General features: G+C 36.8%; 16 protein-coding genes and 1 pseudogene. 16 read left to right on the top strand and 1 reads right to left on the bottom strand.

Going from position 1 to position 17,750, the window contains the following annotated elements; all coding sequences use genetic code 11:
* Positions 1-149: 149 nt before the first annotated feature.
* The 6 genes from NSS74_RS22410 to hpf all read left to right on the top strand — a co-directional run bounded on the left by NSS74_RS22410 (position 150) and on the right by hpf (position 5,413).
* Complete coding sequence (locus NSS74_RS22410) at positions 150-464, top strand: winged helix-turn-helix transcriptional regulator (protein WP_002089608.1); 315 nt, start codon at positions 150-152, stop codon at positions 462-464.
* Between the two features lie 264 nt (positions 465-728).
* Positions 729-2,042 carry a C40 family peptidase gene (locus tag NSS74_RS22405; protein WP_340814334.1) on the top strand — a complete coding sequence of 438 codons (1,314 nt, stop codon included), beginning with the start codon at positions 729-731 and terminating at the stop codon, positions 2,040-2,042.
* A 130-nt stretch (positions 2,043-2,172) separates the two neighbouring features.
* A complete protein-coding gene (gene comFA / locus NSS74_RS22400; protein ID WP_340814333.1) occupies positions 2,173-3,522 on the top strand; it encodes an ATP-dependent helicase ComFA in 1,350 nt (449 codons plus the stop codon).
* On the top strand, positions 3,522-4,226 hold the full coding sequence (locus tag NSS74_RS22395; protein ID WP_340814332.1) for a ComF family protein: 705 nt from the start codon (positions 3,522-3,524) through the stop codon (positions 4,224-4,226). Before comFA ends, NSS74_RS22395 begins: the two co-directional genes overlap by 1 nt.
* 126 nt (positions 4,227-4,352) lie before the next feature.
* Complete coding sequence (gene cspC, locus NSS74_RS22390; protein ID WP_002034757.1) at positions 4,353-4,550, top strand: cold shock protein CspC; 198 nt, start codon at positions 4,353-4,355, stop codon at positions 4,548-4,550.
* 320 nt (positions 4,551-4,870) lie between these two features.
* Positions 4,871-5,413 carry a ribosome hibernation-promoting factor, HPF/YfiA family gene (hpf, locus tag NSS74_RS22385; RefSeq protein ID WP_002034758.1) on the top strand — a complete coding sequence of 181 codons (543 nt, stop codon included), beginning with the start codon at positions 4,871-4,873 and terminating at the stop codon, positions 5,411-5,413.
* Positions 5,414-5,516: 103 nt separating this feature from the next.
* Here hpf and NSS74_RS22380 read toward each other — a convergent pair whose 3' ends face one another.
* Positions 5,517-5,885 (bottom strand): VOC family protein, encoded by a 369-nt coding sequence (locus NSS74_RS22380; RefSeq protein WP_227590941.1) that lies wholly within the window; start codon positions 5,883-5,885, stop codon positions 5,517-5,519.
* On the opposite strand from NSS74_RS22380, the pseudogene NSS74_RS22375 reads away from it, so the two are divergent.
* The 10 genes and pseudogenes from NSS74_RS22375 to NSS74_RS22330 all read left to right on the top strand — a co-directional run.
* Positions 5,845-5,949: pseudogene (locus NSS74_RS22375) on the top strand (helix-turn-helix transcriptional regulator); the annotation flags it as partial. The gene NSS74_RS22380 and the pseudogene NSS74_RS22375 overlap by 41 nt on opposite strands.
* Positions 5,950-6,203: 254 nt before the next feature.
* Positions 6,204-8,711: a preprotein translocase subunit SecA gene (gene secA, locus NSS74_RS22370; protein ID WP_002034761.1), complete on the top strand. Its 2,508-nt coding sequence runs from the start codon at positions 6,204-6,206 to the stop codon at positions 8,709-8,711.
* A gap of 143 nt (positions 8,712-8,854) precedes the next feature.
* Positions 8,855-9,953, top strand: a protein-coding gene (prfB, locus tag NSS74_RS22365; protein WP_100248371.1) for a peptide chain release factor 2 whose coding sequence is annotated in 2 segments (ribosomal slippage) — positions 8,855-8,926 and positions 8,928-9,953 — 1,098 coding nt in all. Because the reading frame shifts where the segments join, the coding sequence is not laid out codon by codon here.
* 456 nt (positions 9,954-10,409) lie between these two features.
* Positions 10,410-10,733 (top strand): cytochrome c551, encoded by a 324-nt coding sequence (gene cccB, locus NSS74_RS22360; protein ID WP_002016129.1) that lies wholly within the window; start codon positions 10,410-10,412, stop codon positions 10,731-10,733.
* A 323-nt stretch (positions 10,734-11,056) separates the two neighbouring features.
* Complete coding sequence (ftsE, locus tag NSS74_RS22355) at positions 11,057-11,743, top strand: cell division ATP-binding protein FtsE (protein WP_002016128.1); 687 nt, start codon at positions 11,057-11,059, stop codon at positions 11,741-11,743.
* Positions 11,733-12,626 carry a permease-like cell division protein FtsX gene (gene ftsX / locus NSS74_RS22350; RefSeq protein ID WP_002089596.1) on the top strand — a complete coding sequence of 298 codons (894 nt, stop codon included), beginning with the start codon at positions 11,733-11,735 and terminating at the stop codon, positions 12,624-12,626. Before ftsE ends, ftsX begins: the two co-directional genes overlap by 11 nt.
* Before the next feature lie 118 nt (positions 12,627-12,744).
* A complete protein-coding gene (locus NSS74_RS22345; protein WP_012261984.1) occupies positions 12,745-14,181 on the top strand; it encodes a S41 family peptidase in 1,437 nt (478 codons plus the stop codon).
* 95 nt (positions 14,182-14,276) lie between these two features.
* Positions 14,277-15,461 carry a PDZ domain-containing protein gene (locus NSS74_RS22340; protein ID WP_012261983.1) on the top strand — a complete coding sequence of 395 codons (1,185 nt, stop codon included), beginning with the start codon at positions 14,277-14,279 and terminating at the stop codon, positions 15,459-15,461.
* A 128-nt stretch (positions 15,462-15,589) separates the two neighbouring features.
* Positions 15,590-17,305: an ABC transporter ATP-binding protein gene (locus NSS74_RS22335; RefSeq protein WP_012261982.1), complete on the top strand. Its 1,716-nt coding sequence runs from the start codon at positions 15,590-15,592 to the stop codon at positions 17,303-17,305.
* A 65-nt stretch (positions 17,306-17,370) separates the two neighbouring features.
* Positions 17,371-17,682 carry a heavy metal-binding domain-containing protein gene (locus NSS74_RS22330; RefSeq protein ID WP_144512976.1) on the top strand — a complete coding sequence of 104 codons (312 nt, stop codon included), beginning with the start codon at positions 17,371-17,373 and terminating at the stop codon, positions 17,680-17,682.
* Positions 17,683-17,750 lie beyond the last annotated feature (68 nt).

Below are 17,750 nucleotides of genomic sequence, written 5' to 3'. Positions count from 1 at the left end.
GCTCTCTTACTTGAAGAGGGTTTTTTTACGGGGATTTGACAAGTTAATATTTGGAAATGGTAAAATGTATGTAAAATTAAATAATGAGGAAAGTTTTATTACTTACTTTTTACAAGAAACTATATTATAATAGAAGAGAGGTGAAACATATGGAGCATAATTCTTGTTTATGTCCAAAGTTTGAGTCAGCTTTTACAATGCTTAGTAAGAAATGGACTGGCTTAATTATTAAATCTTTGCTCGAAGAGCCGAAACGTTTCAGAGAAATCGCAGATATTATACCGAATATGAGCGATCGTATGTTGTCAGAACGTTTAAAGGAATTAGAAGGCGAAGGTATTGTAGTTCGTAATGTTTACCCAGAAGTACCAGTTAGAATAGAGTACGGTGTAACTGATAAAGGGAAAGCGTTGGAAAGTGTTATGGATGAGGTCCAAAATTGGGCTGAGAAATGGATGAAGTAATGTTTCTATTTCATTCATATTGGAGTATTTTCAAAACGTAAGGGGTTCCCTTACGTTTTTTTTCAATCCTATAAAAAACGGTGTAAGGCTCTTGAAATTCTACATATATATACAAATTTAGATATACTTTGCTATAGAGATAAATTTAATATTACATTTATTTTACAAAACCGTAACATTAGCAAAAAAACTCCCGAATTATGGTATAAATTTTAATAGGTTATATACGGAAAATGAAAAAAAGAAAGCGGTGTAAAAAATAAAATGAAAAAGCTAAAAATGGCATCTTGCGCATTAGTTGCAGGGTTAATGTTTTCTGGGCTAACACCAAATGTATTTGCAGAAGATAAAATTTCTGACGTGAAATCACAAATTAACACACAAAATGATACTTTACATAAACAACAACAAGAACGTGATGAATTACAAAAACAAATGAATGACTTAAACAAAACAATCCAAGGTTTGGATAAGTCTGTTCAAGAGAACGCTTCAAAACTTGATGAAACAACAAAAAAAGTTTCTGATACTGAGCAATTAATCGAAAATAAAAATAAAGATATTGCAGAACTACAAACAAAGATTGCAAAACGTGAAGAGTTATTAAGAAAACGTTTAGTTGCACTACAAGAACAGCCAAATACGAACATTGTAACAGAAGTTCTTGTAAACTCTAAAAACGTTGCAGATTTAGTTGATCGTTTAGCTTCTGTGTCTAAAATTATGGAATCTGACGAAGATATCATGAAAACACAACAAGAAGATCAAACGAGCGTGAAAAAAGATGTTGAGACAGTAAAAGAAAAACAAAAAGAATTAAAAGAAGCACAAGCTCAAATTGAAACTGCTAAGAAAGAACTTGACGTTGAAAAAGAGAAAAAAGCAACAGCAGTAAACGATTTAAGCGGTAAAATGGATACAGTTGTAACTACAATGACAAGTACGGAAGGTCAATTGAAAGAGCTTGAACAACAGGCATTAAAATTACAACAAATCGCTGAAAAAGAAGCGCAAGAAAAAGCTGCACAAGAAGCTGCTGCTCAAAAACAAGCAGAGCAAGCTGCTAAAGAAGCACAAGTTCAACAAGCACCTGCTGCAGTGCCAGCAGAGCAAGCCGCTCCAGCAAACAATGGTGGACAAGCTCAAAAAGAAGAGCCTAAAAAAGAAGAGCCTAAAAAAGAGACACCTAAACAAGAAAATAAAAAACCAGAGCCAGTACCAGGTCCAACTCCGGCTCCTGGCGTAATTGGTAAAGCGCAACAATACTTAGGTAAGCCATATGTTTGGGGAAGTGCATCTCCATCAAACGGTGGTTTTGACTGTAGTGGATTTATTTCTTACATTTATGGTGTAGGTCGTCAAGACGTTGCAGGTTACTGGAACTCAGTTTCGAAAGTAAGTAGCCCACAACCTGGAGATTTAGTATTCTTCCAAGGTACTTATAAAGCAGGTCCATCTCACATCGGTATTTACGTTGGTAACGACCAAATGATTCATGCTGGTGATAAAGGGATTGCTTACGCTAGCTTAAGCAGTAGCTACAACCAAAAACATTTCTTAGGTTACGGTAGATTATAGGATTTATAATTGAATAAAAAACGTGTATAAAGTCGATAGCTTACTATTTTATAAGTAGGTTATCGGCTTTTTTGAGTTTTTACGAGATAAAGAGCAGGATTTATAGTAGTGCTGGAGGTGGCTATTGATGATGTTAGCTGGTAGACAGTTACTGTTAGAAGAACTCTCTTCAGATTTGCAGGATAAATTGGATCATTTGAAAAGGAATCGAGACGTCGTTTGTGTACAAGGGGTAATTAAGAAGTCTTCAAAATATATGTGTCAGCGCTGCGGAAATATAGAGCAGCGACTATTTGCATCATTGCTATGTAAAAGGTGCAATGAAGTATGTACGTATTGCCGGAAATGTATAACGATGGGCAGGGTAAGTGAATGTACTGTACTTGTTCGCGGGATTGCTGAAATAAGCGGAGAAAGTTATTTGAATCCGTTACAGTGGGAAGGCATTTTGTCTGACGGTCAGGAGTTAGCTGCGCAAAGTGTCGTTGACGCTGTTAAGCAGAAAGAATCATTTTTTATTTGGGCGGTGTGCGGGGCTGGAAAAACAGAAATGTTGTTTCGCGGAATTGCAGAGGCACTACAAAAGGGAGAAAGAGTTTGTATTGCAACGCCGAGAACGGACGTTGTACTTGAATTAGCACCAAGATTACAAGAAGTGTTTCCAAATATAAATGTAGCTGCTTTATACGGAGGGAGTTTAGACCGAGAAAAAGATGCGGCGTTAATCGTTGCAACTACACATCAATTGTTACGTTATTATAGGGCGTTCCATGTCATGATTGTAGATGAGATAGATGCTTTTCCGTATCATGCAGATAAGATGTTGCAGTATGCAGTAAACGAAGCGATGAAAGAGAAGGCAGCACGTATTTATTTAACTGCAACTCCAGATGAAAAGTGGAAGCGTAAGTTGCGAAGTGGTAAGCAAAAAGGGGTTATTATTTCAGGACGATACCATCGTCATCCATTGCCAGTTCCGATATTTCGGTGGTGCGGAAATTGGAAAAAGGGTCTTATACGTAAAAAAATTCCTCGTGCTTTATTACAATGGTTAAATCTGTACTTATCGAAACGATACCCCATTTTTCTATTTGTTCCTCATGTGCGATATGTAGAAGAAATTAGCCAGTTATTAAAATCATTAAACAATCAAATTGACGGTGTGCATGCAGAAGATTCGGCGAGAAAAGAGAAGGTAGCAGCTTTCAGAAAAGGAGAAATCCCTTTATTAGTTACAACGACGATTTTGGAACGAGGAGTAACTGTGAAAAATTTACAAGTTGCAGTTTTAGGAGCTGAGGAAGAAATATTTTCAGAAAGTGCTCTCGTTCAAATTGCAGGGCGTGCTGGCAGAAGCTCTGATGAACCGCATGGAGATGTTATCTATTTTCATTATGGAAAGACAGAGGCGATGGTGCGTGCGAAAAAACATATTCAAAGTATGAATAAGAATGCTAAAGAACAAGGATTGATAGATTGATGCATTGTCTACTTTGTGATGAGTATATTTCATATGCGATTAGTTGGTACACTTTTTTTGTTAAGCCTCATAAAAAGTATATATGTGATAGATGTGAGCAAAAACTTTCCTATATTATAGGAGATATTTGCAAGGAGTGTGGTCGGCCTTTAGAACTTGTACCAGCTGAATATAAAAACGGGGATATTTGTATGGACTGCATAAGGTGGACGAACGAGCAGGGGTTTCCGTCTCTCATAAATCGTTCGTTGCATGTGTATGATGAAGGGATGAAAGAAATATTAGCACAGTTTAAATTTCGAGGAGATGCTGAATTAGTGCATATTTTTCATCAGCCTTTTCGAAGTCTTTTTCAAAAATATTTTGCGAATGTTTCAGTTGCAATTCCGGTTCCTCTTAGTGAAGAGCGAGAATACGAGCGTGGTTTTAATCAAGCGGAGTTACTAGCTTCTTGTTTGCCTATCAAAATGTTTTGTACATCATTAAGAAGAATAGAAACAGAAAAACAAAGTAAGAAGAAGCGTAAAGAAAGGATATCGGGAGTTAATCCTTTTTATTTTCAGGGAGAAGAGATGTTTCATGAGCAACATGTTTTAATCGTGGATGATGTGTATACGACAGGAATTACTGTTAGGCAAATTGGAAGCCTTTTGTATGATCGAGGAGCGAGAGAGGTTTCTTGTTTGACGCTTTGCAGAGGTTAATATGTGAATGTCGAAAGGAGTAATAAAAAGACGACAGGTCTTCTTTGACTTACAGTCTTGTCATTCGCTATAGTCAGAATATGGGGCGAATGCCCTGATTTTAAGAGTGAAGGGAATGGAATGAACATGCAAGGACGAGTAAAATGGTTCAATGCAGAAAAGGGATTTGGGTTTATTGAGCGTGAGGATGGTGACGATGTGTTTGTTCATTTTTCTGCTATTCAACAAGATGGGTATAAGTCGTTAGAAGAAGGTCAACAAGTGGAGTTTGATATTGTTGATGGAGCACGTGGGCCACAAGCGGATAATGTTGTGAAACTGTAAAAATTAAGTTTTTGGAAAAGATAGAGCTGTATTTTTAGCAGCATTATATAGATGGCGAAAGCTCTTGCTCGTAACAAGGGCTTTTTTGTTGTGGGTAAGTTGTCAAAAAGTTGTTTCTTTTCTGTAACTAATTGTCCACAGTTACATTCGTTATTCATGATGTTAATAGGATAAAATAAAGATAGAAACGATGCATCTTTTCATTTCAACAAAAAACGATAAAAAAATCGCAATTTCACTAATTTTTCAAAAAAATTAGAAGGAGTTTTTAAGCCAATGTCGAAATTATAGTACATAGGCTTGAAAGGAGGAATTCATCTATGAAATTCAACATTCGTGGTGAAAATATTGAAGTAACTCCAGCATTAAAGGAATATGTAGAGAAAAAACTAAGTAAATTAGAACGTTATTTTGATACATTCCCAGAGATTAAGGTTAATTTAAAAGTATACTCTGACAAGCAACGTATCGAGGTAACAATTCCATTTACAGATTTATTACTTCGTGCAGAAGAAACAAATAGCGATATGTACGCTGCGATTGATTTAGTAGTTGATAAAATTGAGCGACAAATTCGTAAACATAAAACAAAAGTAAACCGTAAATTACGTGAGAAAGGTTCTGTGAAAACTAACTTTATCCTTCCAGAAGCAGTAGCTGTTCTGGATGCGGTAGAAGAGGATGAATTAGAACTTGTACGTACAAAACGATTCGATTTAAAACCGATGGACGTTGAAGAAGCGATCTTGCAAATGGATATGCTAGGACATAGTTTCTTCGTCTTCACAAATGCTGATACAAATGAAACTAATGTTGTATATGGCCGTAAAGATGGGAAATATGGTTTAATCGAAACTAAATAATCATTCAAAAGCGCAGCCGAAATGGCTGCGCTTTTTTTATATGTTTTTGCCTTCCTATCTTGTAATATTGATATGAATTTAAATGGCTTATTCGTAATGAAATTTAGAAGTCATGTTTTGTAACGGTCAATTGTATTACTATTCCAAAAGGATCTCGCACAATGGCGTAACCAGGGCTGAAGGAGTTTTTTTCAAAAGGTGTTAAAATATAAACCTCATCATGTTGAATTAGATTGTGATAGAGTGCTTCAATGGTTTGGAAATCTTTAGATTGAATGCATAATGATGAGCTATTACTTAATTGCCAAGGGCGTGTGGAATCCACTGCCTGTTCTGCAATCATAATTTTATTAGTGCCAATTTGTAAAACGGAATGGGTAATATAATGTTCTTGGCTTTCTTTATACGTGAAATTCGGATCTATTTCTTTCATTTCATATCTAGCTAGTTTTGGTAAAACTATAAAAATAATTGAGCCATCTTCTTTAAAAGAGAACTTGAAAGAATACTACTTAGATTTAATACAAAATTTGTAACGAAGAGATAGTAGTTTGTTGGAAGAAATAAAATAAAATAAAAACTTTTTCTGAATCTACGGCTCGACATTTGGACGATTGTTGTCATAGTTATAAGACAAGTGTTACAATTATCATTAGGTTTATACATTTTAGCTTTTTAAATTAGGAGAAAAATTGGCATAACATAAATTTGATTTTTATAACGACTGATTGTAAAGAGAAAAAGAAAGCAATCGGAAGTTTTATTTTAATAAAAGAGGAGCGTATTTCCTATGATCGGTATTTTAAAAAAGGTATTTGATGTCAACCAACGCCAAATTAAACGTATGCAGAAGACAGTGGAGCAAATTGATGCATTAGAATCATCTATTAAGCCGCTAACTGATGAACAATTAAAAGGAAAGACGATTGAATTTAAAGAACGTCTAACAAAAGGTGAGACAGTAGATGATCTACTTCCTGAAGCTTTTGCGGTTGTTCGTGAAGCAGCGAATCGTGTTCTTGGAATGCGTCCATATGGCGTACAGCTAATGGGTGGTATCGCCTTACATGAAGGAAATATCTCTGAGATGAAAACAGGTGAAGGTAAAACGTTAACATCTACTTTACCTGTATATTTAAACGCATTAACAGGAAAAGGTGTTCACGTTGTTACAGTCAATGAATATTTAGCGCAACGTGATGCGAGCGAAATGGGACAACTTCATGAGTTCCTTGGCCTAACTGTAGGGATTAACTTAAATAGTATGTCACGTGAAGAGAAACAAGCTGCTTATGCTGCTGATATTACGTATAGCACAAATAACGAGCTTGGGTTCGATTACTTACGTGACAACATGGTGTTATATAGAGAGCAGTGCGTTCAGCGTCCACTTAATTTTGCTATCATCGATGAAGTCGATTCTATTTTAGTCGATGAAGCACGTACGCCGCTTATTATTTCGGGACAAGCTCAAAAATCAGCAGAGCTATACATGTTTGCAAATGCATTCGTTCGTACATTAGAAAATGAAAAAGAATATTCATTTGATGTGAAAACGAAAAATGTAATGTTAACAGAAGATGGTATTACGAAAGCTGAGAAAGCTTTCCATATCGATAACTTATTCGATTTAAAACATGTAGCACTTCTTCACCATATTAATCAGGCGCTTCGTGCACACGTTGTTATGCACCTTGATACAGATTATGTTGTACAAGAAGGCGAAATCGTAATCGTAGACCAATTCACTGGTCGTCTTATGAAAGGTCGTCGTTATAGCGAAGGTTTACATCAAGCTATTGAAGCAAAAGAAGGCGTAGAAATTCAAAATGAAAGTATGACGCTTGCAACAATTACGTTCCAAAACTACTTCCGTATGTACGAAAAATTATCTGGTATGACTGGTACAGCGAAAACGGAAGAAGAAGAATTCCGTAGTATTTACAATATGAATGTTATCGTAATTCCAACGAATAAAGATATTATTCGTGATGATCGTGCTGATTTAATCTTCAAATCAATGGAAGGTAAATTCAATGCAGTTGTTGAGGATATTGTAAATCGTCATAAGCAAGGGCAACCTATTCTTGTTGGTACAGTTGCAATTGAAACGTCAGAGCTTATTTCAAAAATGTTAACACGTAAAGGTGTACGTCATAATATCTTAAATGCAAAAAACCATGCGCGTGAAGCAGATATCATTGCAGAAGCTGGTATGAAAGGCGCTGTAACAATCGCGACGAATATGGCTGGTCGTGGTACGGATATTAAGTTAGGCGACGATATTAGAAACGTTGGCCTAGCAGTTATCGGTACAGAGCGTCACGAAAGTCGTCGTATTGATAATCAGTTACGTGGTCGTTCTGGTCGTCAAGGGGACCCTGGTGTAACACAGTTCTACTTATCAATGGAAGATGAACTAATGCGCCGCTTCGGTTCTGACAATATGAAAGCGATGATGGATCGCCTTGGTATGGATGATTCACAGCCAATCGAAAGTAAAATGGTTTCTCGTGCTGTAGAATCTGCACAAAAACGTGTGGAAGGAAATAACTATGATGCACGTAAGCAGCTATTGCAATACGACGATGTACTTCGTCAACAACGTGAAGTAATTTATAAACAGCGTCAAGAAGTAATGGATTCAGAGAACTTACGCAGTATTATTGAAGGTATGATGAAATCTACGATAGAACGTGCTGTTGCACTTCATACGCAAGAAGAAATCGAAGAAGATTGGAGCATTAAAGGTCTTGTCGATTACTTAAATACGAACCTTCTTGAAGAAGGAGATGTAAAAGAAGAAGAGTTACGTCGCCTTGCTCCAGAAGAAATGAGCGAATCAATTATCGCGAAATTGTTAGAGCGTTATAACGAAAGAGAGAAGCTTCTACCTGAAGAGCAGACGCGTGAATTCGAAAAGGTTGTTGTATTCCGTGTTGTAGATACGAAGTGGACAGATCATATCGATGCAATGGATCATCTTCGTGAAGGTATTCATTTACGTGCTTACGGACAAATCGATCCACTTCGTGAATACCAAATGGAAGGATTCGCAATGTTCGAGTCGATGATCGCTTCTATTGAAGAGGAAATCTCTCGTTACATTATGAAAGCTGAAATTGAGCAAAACTTAGAGCGTCAAGAAGTTGTTCAAGGTGAAGCTGTTCATCCATCAAGCGATGGCGAAGACGCGAAGAAAAAACCGGTTGTAAAAGGTGACCAAATGGGACGCAACGATTTATGTAAATGTGGTAGTGGCAAGAAATATAAAAACTGTTGTGGCATTGGGCAGTAATAAGAAACTGTAATTTAGACTGCTTTGCAAATTTTTACATCAAAAATGTATAATGAAAAGGATTAAACTCTCTCCGTAATAAGCGGAGAGAGTTTCCCTTGTTTTCATATGAAAGTAACAGCAATTACATAGAGGTGAAGGAAATGGAATTAGTAGAAATTAGGCAAGAATTAGAAAAAATGGCTAAGAGATTAGCGGCTTTTAGGGGGTCTCTTTGACCTTCCTACTAAGGAAAAACAAATTGCAGAATTAGAAGAAACGATGATGGGCGCAGGATTTTGGGATGACCAACAAGGCGCACAAGCTGTAATTAATGAAGCGAATGCGCTGAAAGATATGGTTGGAAGGTTCCGTCAGTTAGATGAGACGTTCGAAAACTTAGAAATGACGCATGACTTACTTAAAGAAGAGTATGATGAAGATTTACATGAGGAACTAGAATCTGAAGTGAAAACTTTAATTCAAGAAATGAATGAGTACGAGCTGCAGTTACTATTAAGCGATCCTTATGATAAAAATAACGCTATTTTAGAATTACACCCAGGTGCGGGTGGAACAGAGTCACAAGACTGGGGTTCTATGTTATTACGTATGTACACGCGCTGGGCTGAAAAACGTAGGTTTAAAGTAGAAACGGTTGATTACTTACCGGGCGATGAAGCTGGTATTAAGAGTGTTACATTATTGATTAAAGGTCATAACGCTTACGGTTACTTGAAAGCGGAGAAAGGTGTACATCGTCTTGTACGTATTTCACCGTTCGATTCTTCAGGTCGTCGTCATACATCGTTCGTATCTTGTGAAGTTGTACCTGAATTCAATGATGAAGTTGAAATTGAAGTGCGTACAGAAGATTTGAAAATAGATACGTATCGTGCAAGTGGTGCAGGTGGACAGCACGTTAATACGACAGATTCAGCAGTTCGTATAACTCATCTACCAACAAATACGGTTGTAACATGTCAGTCAGAGCGTTCTCAAATTAAAAACCGTGAGCATGCGATGAAAATGCTAAAAGCGAAATTATATCAAAAGAAATTAGAAGAACAACAAGCACAATTAGATGAGATTCGCGGGGAGCAAAAAGAAATTGGATGGGGAAGCCAAATCCGTTCTTACGTATTCCACCCGTATTCTCTTGTGAAAGACCATCGTACAAATACAGAAGTTGGTAACGTACAAGCAGTTATGGATGGGGAAATTAATCCGTTTATTGATGCGTATTTACGTTCTCGTATTTAATAAGAGAAAAAGCCAACAGAATTGTTGGCACATGCTGAGGTCCAAGAGGATATAAAGAGGCTTATCTTATTTATATTGATGAAATAAAGAGGAAGAGAAGTTGGAAACGACAACTTCTCTTTTTGATGAGATTATATGTAGAATACAATGCCGTATATTGTTTTGTAAAAGGTAGAGAATAGTAAAACAAAGAGGTAATAGAGTAGGACTTTATATAGAATTTCTCAGTTTTGATTGGAGAAAAAGGCTCTTTATAGAACTTTCTAAGGTGTTCACAGAATTGAAACAATTTATGAAAGCTTATTTTATTAGGCTTCTCACTATATTTGTGAAAAATATGAAATACACCTTAGTTTTTCTATATAAAGATAATGCTTATAATGAATATTGAATGTGTTATGAAAACTATTGCCTAGTTATGAATGAAAAGAATATCAACAATGGGGAGCGATAGAAGTGAAAAAGAAATTGTTGGCTATTACGCTGGGGACGTCAGTCGTTTTTGCTTTAGGAGCATGTGGAAATAAAGAAGAGAGTAAACCATCAAAACAATCTGCAAGCACAGATAGCGCAGAGCAAATTTACCAAAAAAGTTGTATAGGTTGTCACGCTAAAGATTTATCAGGAGCAACTGGACCAGATTTACGAAAAGTAGGACAGAAATATGACGCAGCAGAGATTGAAAAGATTATTGAAAAAGGCCGCGGTTCAATGTCACCAGGAATTATTCAAGGTGAAGATGCGAAAAAAGTAGCTGAATGGTTAGCGGAGCATAAATAAGAAACGTAATTAATAAACGAGCTGATTGTATAACTTGACCGAAAAGTGTTTCGAGTTAAGTAATTACATGAGCTCGTTTACCTTTTATTAGGATGTAACATAACTGTAACAAAATTGTATCCGAATTGGAAACCGATTGATGTTACAATGGGGTTTGTAGAATTTTGATGAAATATATTACATAGAGTAGCGTTGCTAATAAAAAGCATGTATGGAAGCTACCTTCAACAAGAATGGTCGAATGAAAATAAAGGTTTTTCTTTTATTTTCAAATGTACAGAAAAGTATTTCTAAAAAAATCATTAAGTATTGGGTGATAAATAATGATAAAAATGACGAATGTTTATAAGGAGTACCCAAATGGTATGAAAGCCATTGCTGGTCTCACAGTTAACATTAAACAAGGTGAATTCGTATACGTAGTTGGACCGAGTGGAGCCGGAAAATCTACATTTATTAAAATGATGTATCGTGAAGAGAAGCCATCTACAGGATCAATTAATGTAAATGGACTTGTAATTGAAACATTAGCAGAAAGAGATGTTCCGTATTTCCGTCGTCAATTAGGCGTAATTTTCCAAGATTTTAAATTGCTACCTAAATTAACGGTATATGAGAATGTTGCGTTTGCTTTAGAAGTAATTGAAGAAGAGAAGGAAGCGATTCGTGAGCGCGTTACAGAAGTGTTAGGTCTTGTTGGTCTTGAAGAGCGTGCCGATGCACTTCCAAATGAGCTTTCGGGCGGAGAGCAACAACGTGTGGCGATTGCAAGAGCGATTGTAAATAAGCCAAAGGTTGTAATTGCCGATGAGCCAACAGGTAACTTAGATATTGAAACAGCTCTTGATATTATGAAGATTTTCAAACGTATTAATGAGCGTGGTACAACGATTGTTATGGCGACACATAACGCAGATATCGTAAATACAATTCGTCATCGTGTAATTGCAATTGAAGGCGGAAGAATTGTTCGAGACGAGATTGAGGGAGGATACGGATATGAAGGCTAAAACCCTTAGTCGACATTTGCGAGAAGGTGTGAAAAATCTATCCCGTAACGGATGGATGACATTTGCTTCTGTAAGTGCAGTAACAGTTACATTATTACTTGTAGGTGTCTTTTTGACAGCGATTATGAATATGAACCATTTTGCGACGAAAGTAGAGCAAGATGTAGAAATTCGTGTGCATGTTGATCCAGCAGCAAAAGAAGCTGATCAAAAGAAATTAGAAGAAGATATGAGTAAAATTGCGAAAGTAGATTCTATTAAATATTCTTCTAAAGAAGAAGAGTTGAAACGTTTAATTAAAAGCTTAGGCGATAGTGGAAAAACGTTCGAGTTATTTGAGCAAGATAACCCACTGAAAAACGTATTTGTTGTAAAGGCGAAAGAACCAACAGATACGGCAACAATTGCGAAAAAGATTGAGAAAATGCAGTTTGTAAGTAATGTTCAATACGGTAAAGGTCAAGTTGAAAAATTATTTGATACTGTAAAAACTGGTCGTAACATCGGGATTGCGTTAATTGCGGGTCTTCTATTCACAGCGATGTTCTTAATCTCTAACACAATTAAAATTACAATTTATGCTCGTAGTACTGAGATTGAAATTATGAAACTTGTTGGTGCAACAAACTGGTTTATTCGTTGGCCGTTCTTGTTAGAGGGATTATTCCTAGGAGTATTAGGATCAATTATTCCAATTGGCCTAATTTTAGTTATGTATAATTCGTTGCAAGGTGTGTTTAATGAAAAACTTGGCGGAACAATTTTCGAGCTTCTACCATACAACCCATTCGTATTCCAATTAGCTGGTTTATTAATGTTAATCGGTGCATTAATCGGTATGTGGGGAAGTGTAATGTCAATTCGTCGCTTCTTAAAAGTATAAAAAGTTGCAAACATAATTCGTACAAGCTTATCATATAGTAGAAATAGGTAAAGGCATCACACATCGTGTGATGCCTTTTGCTACACCACCTGTGTGTTCTGGAAAGGGGAATTCCGCATTGAAACGTAGAGTTGCAATTATTGGAATGGTTGTTGCATTTTTAATTGGTGCTGGCGGGATGTTTGGTGGTATGTACTGGTTTGGGATAAACCCAGCGTATGTAACGCAAACAGTATCGAATGGTAATGCTGGCACAGCGCAAGGGAATTTGGTAAAGATTAATGAGGCGTATGCACTAATTGATTCACGTTATGTGGAAGACGTGAAAGACGACAAATTAGTCGAAGGTGCGATACAGGGAATGTTGTCTACGCTGAAGGACCCTTATTCCACGTATATGGATAAAGAAACGGCAAAACAGTTTAGTCAGTCACTGGATCCTGAACTTGAAGGGATTGGAGCTGAAGTGAACAAGACGGACGGTAAGCTTATTATCGTATCGCCAATTAAAGGTTCACCAGCAGAAAAGATAGGAATTAAACCGAATGACCAAATTTTATCTGTAGATGGAAATAGTGTGAAAGATTTATCACGTGAAGAAGCAGTATTAAAAATTCGTGGTAAAAAAGGAACGACTGTTGCAATTGAAATTAAGCGCGCAGGAGTGGCTGATCCGATAGAATTTAAAATTAAGCGTGAAAAGATTCCGATTTTCACTGTATTTAGTTCCGTAAAGCAAGATAGCGGAAAAGATATCGGTTATATGCAAATTACTTCTTTCGCTGAAAATACTGCGAAAGAATTTAAGGATCAGTTAAAAGAGCTAGAGAAGAAAAACATAAAAGGCTTAGTTATTGACGTGCGTGGTAATCCTGGCGGTTATTTAAATAGTGTAGAAGATATACTAGGAGACATCATGACAGATAAAAAGCCAATGCTACAAGTAGAACAGCGAAATGGTGAGAAGAAGAAATTCTCTACGGAACTGAAAGAGAGAAAGTCATATCCAATTTCAGTATTAATTGATAACGGAAGTGCTTCTGCTTCAGAGATTTTAGCTGGTGCGCTAAAAGAAGGAGAAGGATACGATTTAATTGGTGAAAAAACGTTTGGTAAAGGTACTGTTCAGCAGGCTGTTCCATTTAAAGATGGCAGCAACATTAAATTAACAATGTTTAAATGGTTAACACCAGATGGCAATTGGATTCATAAAAAAGGAATCGCGCCAACTGTAGAAGTGAAGCAACCAGATTATTATCATGCAACACCAATTCAAATTGAAAAGACACTTTCATACAATTCAAATGATGTACAAGTAAAACACGCGCAAGAAATGCTTAAGAGCTTAGGATATGTACCAGGACGTGAAGATGGATACTTTAGCAAAGAGACAGAATCAGCACTAAAAGCATTCCAGAATGCGAATGAGATGGAAGCAACAGGACAACTCGATAAAAAGACAGCTGAAGCGATTCAAACTAAAATCATTGAAAAAATCCGTTCTGGAGAAAATGATTTACAATTACAGACGGCATTGAAATTAATAGCGAAATAAGAAAGAATACAGGCACTTTGATGCCTGTATTTTTTTATGTGTTAAATATGATAAGATAAAAAGAAAAAATGATATAAATGGTGGTGAATGAATTCGTGGAGGCATGGCTTTTTGAAATACTACGAGCAGTTGGACGTTTTTTCTTACACCCTGCTGTCTATGTATTTTTAATTAGTAGTATCTTCGTTGGATACTTACGTATATTACGAGAACGAAAAGATTTTTCTTTTAAAGTATATGATATTTGGTTTGAACTACGAACAACTCTATTTGCAGGTATTGGGTACGGATTAATCGTATCTATTATTACGATTGGACTCGGGCTTGTTGTTTCAAAAGCGAGTTTATGGGCAGTTTTACTTTGGACGTTATTATTTGGATTAACTGCTATGTATCGATATTTATCTGTAGCTTATACTTTCGGAATCGCGATTGCACTCGTGTTGTTATCGTCTAAGATGCCAGTTTCCTTCTTACAGCTTGGAGAAGGTGAAGAGGGTACGATTGTATCCCTTGCTATTTTACTAGGCGTTATGCTCGTTGTAGAGGGTTTATTAATCTCTAAAAATGCAGTTCGTTATTCTACGCCAAAAATTAACAAAGGTAAGCGTGGGCTACGAATTGGACTACATGAATCCAATCGTTTATGGCTTGTACCAGTATTTATTCTTATACCAGGAGACGCGGTGACAGGATTTATTTCTTGGTGGCCTGTCGTTTCAATAGGTTCGACTACATACTCTTTATTCCTCGTTCCATTTTTAATTGGATTTATGAGAAAGGTTAGAAGTTATGAGCCGACGGAAGCTTTATTATTTACAGGAAGACGTGTCTATGGTTTAGCGGGGCTCGTACTCGTTTTAGGTATCGCAAGTTACTGGTGGCACGTATTCGCAATTATCGCGATGGGAGTCGCAATGCTTGGACGCTTTACAATCTCGATGCAAGAGAAAATTGCAGACGAGAAAAGACCAGCATACTTTGCCGCACGTAATGATGGACTTGTTGTGTTAGATACAATTCCTAATACAATTGGGGCAGAGATGAATTTAAAGCCTGGAGAAGTTATTACGAAAGTAAATGGAATCATTCCAAGAAGTACCGAAGAGTTTTATGACGCGCTTCAAACGAAGACGACCGGAGCGTTTTGTAAATTAGAAGTAGTAGATACAAATGGTGAGCTTCGTCTTGCTCAAACAGCATTATACGCCGGGGGACATCATGAATTAGGTGTTGTATTTGTTCAGCAAGAGCACGAGTGGGATTCGGAAGCTATATAAAATAAAATGGAAACCTTCATCAAATATAGATGAAGGTTTTTTTAGTTTCATAGACGGATAACTTGAATAATTATTTGATAATGGTTATCATTTAGAGAGTCTTTTAATTTGGAAAAGGGAGGAAAGATATGCTACGTAAATTTTTTTCTTACTATAAACCGTACAAAGGTTTATTCGTACTCGATTTTTCCTGTGCAGTTATTGCAGGTTTACTCGAACTTGGTTTCCCGCTTATCGTAAATCAATTTATTGATAAGTTATTACCAGGACAAAATTGGACGCTTATTTTATGGGCTTGTTTCGGCTTGTTCGTAGTTTATGTGTTAAATGCAGGTTTGCAATATGTCGTTACATATTGGGGACATATGCTTGGGGTTAACATTGAAACAGATATGAGGCAGAAATTATTTGATCACATTCAAAAGCTATCATTCAGATTTTTTGATAATAATAAAACAGGTCATTTAATTTCACGTCTTACAAACGATTTAATGGAAATTGGGGAAATTGCTCACCATGGACCAGAAGATTTATTCATTGCCATTATGACTTTAGTTGGAGCATTTTCATTTATGATGATGATTAACTGGAAGTTAGCACTTCTAACATTCTTCGTAATCCCGTTCTTATTATGGTTGGCACTTTACTTCAATAAAAAAATGACAGGTACGTTTAGACGTTTATTCTCAGACGTTGCTGATTTCAATGCATGTATCGAGAACAATGTAGGTGGTATCCGCGTTGTACAAGCATTCGGAAATGAAAAGTTTGAGAAAGAGCAATTTGCTGTAAATAATGCTCGTTTCCGTACAACAAAATTAATGGCGTATAAAATTATGGCGTTAAATTCATCGATTAGTTATATGCTGATGCGTCTTGTAACACTCTTTGTATTAATATGTGGTACATGGTTTGTTCTGCAAGGTGAATTAACGTACGGTGGATTTATTGGATTCGTTTTATTAACGAATATTTTCTTCCGCCCAATTGAAAAAATTAATGCGGTTATTGAAAGTTATCCGAAAGGAATCGCTGGTTTTAAAAGATATGTAGAACTTCTGGAAACAGAGCCGGATATTGTAGATTCTAAAGATGCAATAGAAGTTAAACATGTACACGGCGATATTCAATACAATAACATCACGTTCGGATATGAAAATAAAGAGCCGATTTTAAACGATATTAGTTTGAAAATACATGCAGGTGAAACAGTTGCTTTCGTTGGACCATCAGGGGCAGGGAAAACAACACTATGTAGTTTATTACCTCGTTTTTATGAACACTCATCTGGATCAATTCAAATTGATGGCATTGACACCAAAGAGATGACGTTATCGTCACTTCGTAAGCAAATCGGAATTGTACAGCAAGATGTTTTCTTATTCTCAGGAACAATTCGTGAAAATATCGCTTACGGAAACTTAAAAGCTTCAGAGTCTGAAATTTGGCAGGCGGTAAAACGTGCTCAGCTAGAGGACTTAATATACTCGCAACCAGACGGTTTAGATACAGTTATCGGTGAGCGTGGTGTGAAACTTTCAGGAGGACAAAAGCAGCGCTTAGCAATTGCCCGTATGTTCTTGAAGAACCCGCCAATTTTAATTTTAGATGAAGCAACTTCTGCGCTAGATACAGAGACAGAACTTGCTATCCAAAAATCACTTGCAGAACTATCTGTTGGCCGTACAACATTAGTTATCGCTCACAGGCTTGCAACGATTAAAAATGCAGATCGCATCGTCGTTGTAAATAAAGACGGTATTGCAGAACAAGGTTCACATGAGGAACTAATCAAACGAGGCGAGGGTTACAGCCGATTGTATGAGGCGCAGTTTAGTTCGTAAATATAATTTCTGCTGAATTAGTGCACCATAAGTAAGTGGAAATCTTATATGGGAGGCTATAAAGCATGATTGTAACAACAACTTCTACAATTCAAGGGAAAGAAATTATTGAGTATATCGATATCGTTAATGGCGAAGCAATCATGGGTGCGAATATCGTGCGTGACCTTTTCGCTTCTGTCCGTGACGTTGTCGGTGGTCGCGCAGGCGCCTACGAAAGTAAATTAAAAGAAGCGCGCGACATTGCAATGGAAGAGATGAAAACTCTCGCAAGACAAAAAAATGCGAACGCCATTGTTGGTATCGATGTGGACTACGAAGTAGTTCGCGAAGGAATGCTAATGGTTGCGGTGAGCGGGACTGCTATCCGTATATAAAGTGAAACTTTAATCAGTGGGGGGTTCATCCCCCACTGATTATTAGCCCTCACCAATCGGGCGTTTAC

This window comes from Bacillus sp. FSL E2-8868, from assembly GCF_038005505.1.
GTDB lineage: Bacteria > Bacillota > Bacilli > Bacillales > Bacillaceae_G > Bacillus_A > Bacillus_A mycoides.
The sequence above is the reverse complement of the archived record's forward strand: the minus strand, read 5'-3'. Positions and strand labels throughout refer to the sequence as shown.